Genomic DNA, 4,727 nt, shown 5'->3' with positions numbered 1-4,727 from the left:
CCGCCGTTGACGGTGCTACGCGACCTATGACCGGTCAGCGGCCTGCCTCCAGCTCGGCCGGCAGCGCCTGGACGATGGAGTGGTACGTGCGGTGGGCAACGCGACCGACCTTCCGATCGCCGAGCATGCGACCGACAGTCACGGAGCCACGCTCATCAACTTTGCGTTGTTCGACCTGGTCGGCAAGGCGCTCACCCCACGCTTGCGGGACCTGACCCGGGTCACCCTGGTCCGCGACGACACCCCGACCGAGATCGCCAAGCGCTACCCGCACGCCGGGCCGCTGCTGGGCGCGCGCTGGAACGAGGACCTCATCGCCGGCTGCTGGCCGGACCTGCTGCGGATGGCCGGGTCACTGAAATACGGGCAGGCCACCGCCTCGCTGATCGTCGGCAAGTGGTCGGCCGCCTCGCGGCAGAACACCCTGGCCGCTGCCCTGAAGGAATGGGGCATGCTGCGCAGGACCGTCCACCTGGCCAAATACCTGTCGGACCCAGCCTTCAGAAGGAAGATCTCGCGACAACTGAACAAGGGAGAGAGAGCCTGCACGCGCTGCGCCGCGACCTGCACTACGCCCAGCAGGACACGATCACCCGCCCGCACCTGGAGCAGCAGACCGAGCAGGCGTGGCGCCTGACCCTGCTGACCAACTCCGTGATCGCGTGGACGAACGAATATTATTCTAGAGCGGTGCTGGAGCTGCCGTTCCCAGGGCCGGGAGGTGAGCGACGAGATCCTGTCGCACATCTCGCCTGGGCACAGCGACAACATCAACTTCTTCGGCGTCATCAACGTGGACGTCGAAGCGGAACTGGCCAAGCTCGACACCAGCGGATGGCGACCGCTTCGGCCCGTCCAGCTGCGGGTTGACCCCGTGAATTGGGGCCCCTGAGAAAAGGCGAGGGCCCCGTCCACCCCAGACAAGCCGGGTGAGGGCGGGGCCCGGTGGGTTGGCGGCGCGTGGGTTATGGGCTCGGCGCGGGCGGGGCAGGCACGGCGAGTTCGATCTCGATGGCCAGCACGCCGACGGCCTCCTTTTCGGGGCCGTAGATGCGGCGGATGTTGGCGAGGTGCTGTTCGCGGGGGCTGGTCGGATTCACCCGTTCGGGACCTTCGGCGTCGAGCATCTCCTCGAAGGAGGTGTAGCGGGTGACGCGTTTGACGCGGGTGAGCGCACCGTCGCGGCCGCACACGAATCGGATGTGGTCGCCGGCGGCGAGGGTGCCCAAGTCTGCAGGCTTTCAGTCCAGCAGGGCGCGCAGCGCCAAATCGCCGATCTGCCGCAGTTCGTCGTGGCTGCGGCCGGCTGCCGCCTGGACGGCGATGCCGTCCGAGATCGTGTGGACGAGTGCGGCCAGGGCGGCCGGTTCGTAGCGGGAGGGCAGATCGGTGGCTTGCTCCAGCCGCCTGCGCAGTGCTGCCTCACCGGCTTTGCGCACCGCGATGGCGTCCTGGCGTACGGCGTGTGCGTCGGGTCCGCAGGCGTGCACGCTGTTGACGCACAGGCAGCCATGGGGCGTGTTCTCGCCCGCGGTCAGGTCCACGGCTCCGTGGATCAGCTGCTCGACGACCTCGCGGCCGGTGGGCGCGTCCAGCGCGTTGGCAGTGTAGGCGCCGGGGCCGTCGAGGTAGCGGGTGAGGACCTTGGCGAACAGTTCCTCCTTGTTGCCGAAGGCGGCATAGAGGCTGGGCTTGTTGATGCCCATCGCGGCGATCAGGTCGGTCAGCGAGGTGCCTTCGTAGCCATGCCGCCAGAACACCTCTAGCGCGCGGTCTAGTGCGGTGTCTGCGTCGAACGAGCGTGGGCGTCCGCCGGGCATGCCGTCCTCCGTGCTCTCTCCCAGGTTTTATACCTCTCGGTACGTTACCTCTTGCGTGAAAGCGTCGCACTACTCTAGTTTCATACCGAAAGGTACATAACTAAGGGGTTGACGCACATGATCCGAATTGGAGTTGTCGGGGCCAGCGGTTGGGCGGACGGCTCGCACCTACCCGCACTCGCCGCGCTTGGGGAGTTCGAGGTGACCGCGGTCGCGACCACCAATCAGGCCAGCGCGGACCGGGCGGCCGCCGCCCATGGCGTACGGCACGCCTTCGCCGACGCAGGCGAGCTCGCCGCGCACCCCGATGTCGACCTGGTCGTCGTCTCGGTGAAGGCCTCCGGGCATGCCGCCGTGATCAGGGCCGCACTCAAGGCCGGCAAGCACATCGTGTCCGAGTGGCCGCTGGGCGTCGACGCCGACGAAGCGCGCGAGCTGACCGAGGCCGCCACCGCCGCAGCCGTCGTCCACGCGGTCGTTCTCCAGGGCCACCACTCCCCGAGCGCCCGCTTTGCCGCCGACCTCCTGGCCGAAGGCCGGATCGGCACGCTCGAATCGATCGCGCTGGTGGCGGATGGCGCACCCTGGGGCGGCAGTCGAATCTGGCCGAACCTAGTGTTCGGCCTCGACCCCTCAGAGGGAACCAACATCCTGACCATCATGGCCGGCCACTTCCTGGCCGCACTCGAACGGGTCGCGGGCCCGCTGGCCGAGGTCTCGGCACGACTGCCCCGCACGCACGACCGCGTACTGGTCGACGGGACGGAGCGGACCGCGCCCAACGCCACGCCCAGCCACGTGCTGCTGCACGGACTGCTGACGAACGGCGCCACCGCCTCCGTCGCCGTGCACGGCGGCAACGGGCCCGCCCAGGGTGGATTCTTTCTCAAGCTCGTCGGCAGCGACGGAACGTTGACCGCCACCCCGGCCCAGCCCGGGACGTTCATCCACTGGGGCGACTGGGACATCAAGATCGGAGACGAGGTCCTAGCCGTGCCCGACACCTATAGCACTGTCCCTGCCTGCGTCCGGTCCGGCCCGCCGGCCCACATCGCGGCCCTCTACCAGGAGGTCGCTCAGGCCATCGCCGAAGCCCGGCAGCCGCACCCCAGTTTCGAGACCGCCCTGCGCCACCACCGGCTCCTCGCCGCCATCGAACGGTCCGCAGCCGATGGAGTCGCCCGGGGAATCTCGTAAATGGCATACGGGGTGGAATCGGTCGATTCCGGTCCGTGCTGCCGGAGTGGTCGAAGCGCTACGACCACATGTGCGAAGTTACCCGCGACGACGTGTTCTTTCGTCTCGACACCGTCCAAGGCTCGCAGCGGCAGGCATCCGCTCGACACTTTCCACCGTCAGCCGCGCCGAGATCCTCGCTGGCGCTCCCCACCGACGCCGGCTAGGAAGCGGAGGTCGACCACCGCCTGATCTCACTCGGCGCGACGCGCACCGACCACCGGCAAGGGCGACGGCGGCTGGGCGCTGACGCTCGACCCCGACGGCAACGAGTTCTCCGTACAGACACCCCGGTAGGGGGCGGATGTTTGGTGTCCTCTGTTTCATAAGCGAACGCCTATGAAACACCTTTATGGTTTGAGGGCCAGCCACCGAACACCCTTGCGATGTGTCCTGAACGCGGCGGAGCAAGAGCCCTGGCATTGAGGGGCAAGCTCCGCGGCAGCGAGGACTCCTCTGGCTACCGGTTGCTGGGATCGCTGTGGTGGCGGTGACCTGGGGCGGTGAAGCGGATCTCGTGTGACGCTTTGGCAGCGAGGAAGTCCAGCAGGCCGCCGCCCTCGACGGTCAACGCGTCGCGGTCGGGCGCGGACAGCGGTGCGAACGGGTGCACGGTCAGTGTCGCCGTGCCGTCTGCGGTGGCGAACGTCCAGGTCGCTGCCGTGAAGCCGTCGAGGAGCACCAGGCGAGGGACGGGGCCGTGCGGTTTGAAGTTCTGCCGGCGGAGGCCGTCGGTGATCACCCTGGAGCGGTCGTGGTGTGACAGCAGCAGGTTGTCGAAGTCGTACAGGAACCGGGCGGGCGCACTGACCTGCGGATCGGGCCGGGGCGCGTCGGGCGGGTCGAACAGTTCCGCGCCGTTCTCGTCGCGGAACGTGGCCAGGCGGGGCCGGAGCCGGTCGAGCACCTCCGCCAGCCGGGTCAGACCGCACCAGGTCTGCACGTCGCGTACGGTCGCCGGGCCGAACGCGGCCAGGTAGCGCAGGACCATCTGGTCGATCGTGTGGTCAGTGCGCAGCGGCGCGCCTGCCCACGACTCGAGCGGCGCGTGGACGGTCCGGCCGCCGGCGCCCCACACCCCGCGCGGCGGGGTCTGGACGACCGGCAGCAGGTTGCGCACCGCGTAGTCCAGGCTCGCCGGGGTGCGGTCCGGCCACCGCTGGGCCAGCAGCCGGCCGAGCTCGCCCGGAGTACAGGGCCGCTCGTCGAGCAGCTCCCGGCCCGCCACCACCTCGTCGGTGTCCAGCCCGCGCATCGACCGGCCGTGCGTGTGGTTGGCGAACAGGTCGCGGTCCAGCACCGGCTGCACGAGCGGGCGCAATGCGAGCGCGTCGGCCGTGCTGACGAGGTGGATCGTCGAGCGCATGAGGGCGATCCGCACCGCCCGGCGCTGGGTGAGCAGCGCCGCGACGTCCTCGGGCCGGCACCCGGTGAGCCGGCTCCACAGTCCCACGTACCAGGTGTGCGGGGTCTGCGCCTGCAGGCCCACCAGATGTTCGATGGCCTGCAGCGGGGTGAGGTCGGCGCGGTGCAGGAGCAACTGCCGATCGAGGGTGGCGCGGTTGAGGGCGTGGCGGGTCAGGGTCTGCATGGCGGTACTCCCGAAAGTTCAAACCCGGGGGTGGGGGGGGGGGGGCGGCCGCCCCCCCGGCCTGTCTTGATCGTCGTCTT

At 69.3% G+C, this 4,727-nt stretch carries 6 protein-coding genes; 3 read left to right on the top strand and 3 right to left on the bottom strand.

From position 1 onward, the window contains the following. Positions 1–91: 91 nt before the first annotated feature. Positions 92–637 carry a Tn3 family transposase gene (locus tag AB0J09_RS56545; protein WP_360710916.1) on the top strand — a complete coding sequence of 182 codons (546 nt, stop codon included), beginning with the start codon at positions 92–94 and terminating at the stop codon, positions 635–637. Beyond that, positions 544–870, top strand: a complete 327-nt coding sequence (locus tag AB0J09_RS56540) for a Tn3 family transposase (protein ID WP_360710919.1) — start codon at positions 544–546, stop codon at positions 868–870. Before AB0J09_RS56545 ends, AB0J09_RS56540 begins: the two co-directional genes overlap by 94 nt. 95 nt (positions 871–965) lie before the next feature. Here the strand turns inward: AB0J09_RS56540 and AB0J09_RS56535 are convergent, their stop codons facing one another. Both AB0J09_RS56535 and AB0J09_RS56530 read right to left on the bottom strand, forming a co-directional pair. Next, positions 966–1,229: a hypothetical protein gene (locus tag AB0J09_RS56535; protein ID WP_360710913.1), complete on the bottom strand. Its 264-nt coding sequence runs from the start codon at positions 1,227–1,229 to the stop codon at positions 966–968. A 12-nt stretch (positions 1,230–1,241) separates the two neighbouring features. After that, positions 1,242–1,820 (bottom strand): TetR/AcrR family transcriptional regulator, encoded by a 579-nt coding sequence (locus tag AB0J09_RS56530; RefSeq protein WP_360710910.1) that lies wholly within the window; start codon positions 1,818–1,820, stop codon positions 1,242–1,244. A gap of 117 nt (positions 1,821–1,937) precedes the next feature. Between AB0J09_RS56530 and AB0J09_RS56525 the strand changes: the two genes are divergently transcribed. After that, positions 1,938–3,017 carry a Gfo/Idh/MocA family oxidoreductase gene (locus AB0J09_RS56525; protein WP_360710907.1) on the top strand — a complete coding sequence of 360 codons (1,080 nt, stop codon included), beginning with the start codon at positions 1,938–1,940 and terminating at the stop codon, positions 3,015–3,017. A 499-nt stretch (positions 3,018–3,516) separates the two neighbouring features. Here AB0J09_RS56525 and AB0J09_RS56520 read toward each other — a convergent pair whose 3' ends face one another. Further along, the gene (locus tag AB0J09_RS56520) at positions 3,517–4,647 is read right to left on the bottom strand and encodes a winged helix DNA-binding domain-containing protein (RefSeq protein ID WP_360710904.1); all 1,131 of its coding nucleotides are present in this window, start codon (positions 4,645–4,647) and stop codon (positions 3,517–3,519) included. Positions 4,648–4,727: the final 80 nt, after the last annotated feature.

This window comes from Nonomuraea sp. NPDC049784, from assembly GCF_040659615.1.
In the GTDB taxonomy this organism is placed as follows: domain Bacteria; phylum Actinomycetota; class Actinomycetes; order Streptosporangiales; family Streptosporangiaceae; genus Nonomuraea.
This window is presented reverse-complemented; position numbering and strand designations above follow the sequence as displayed.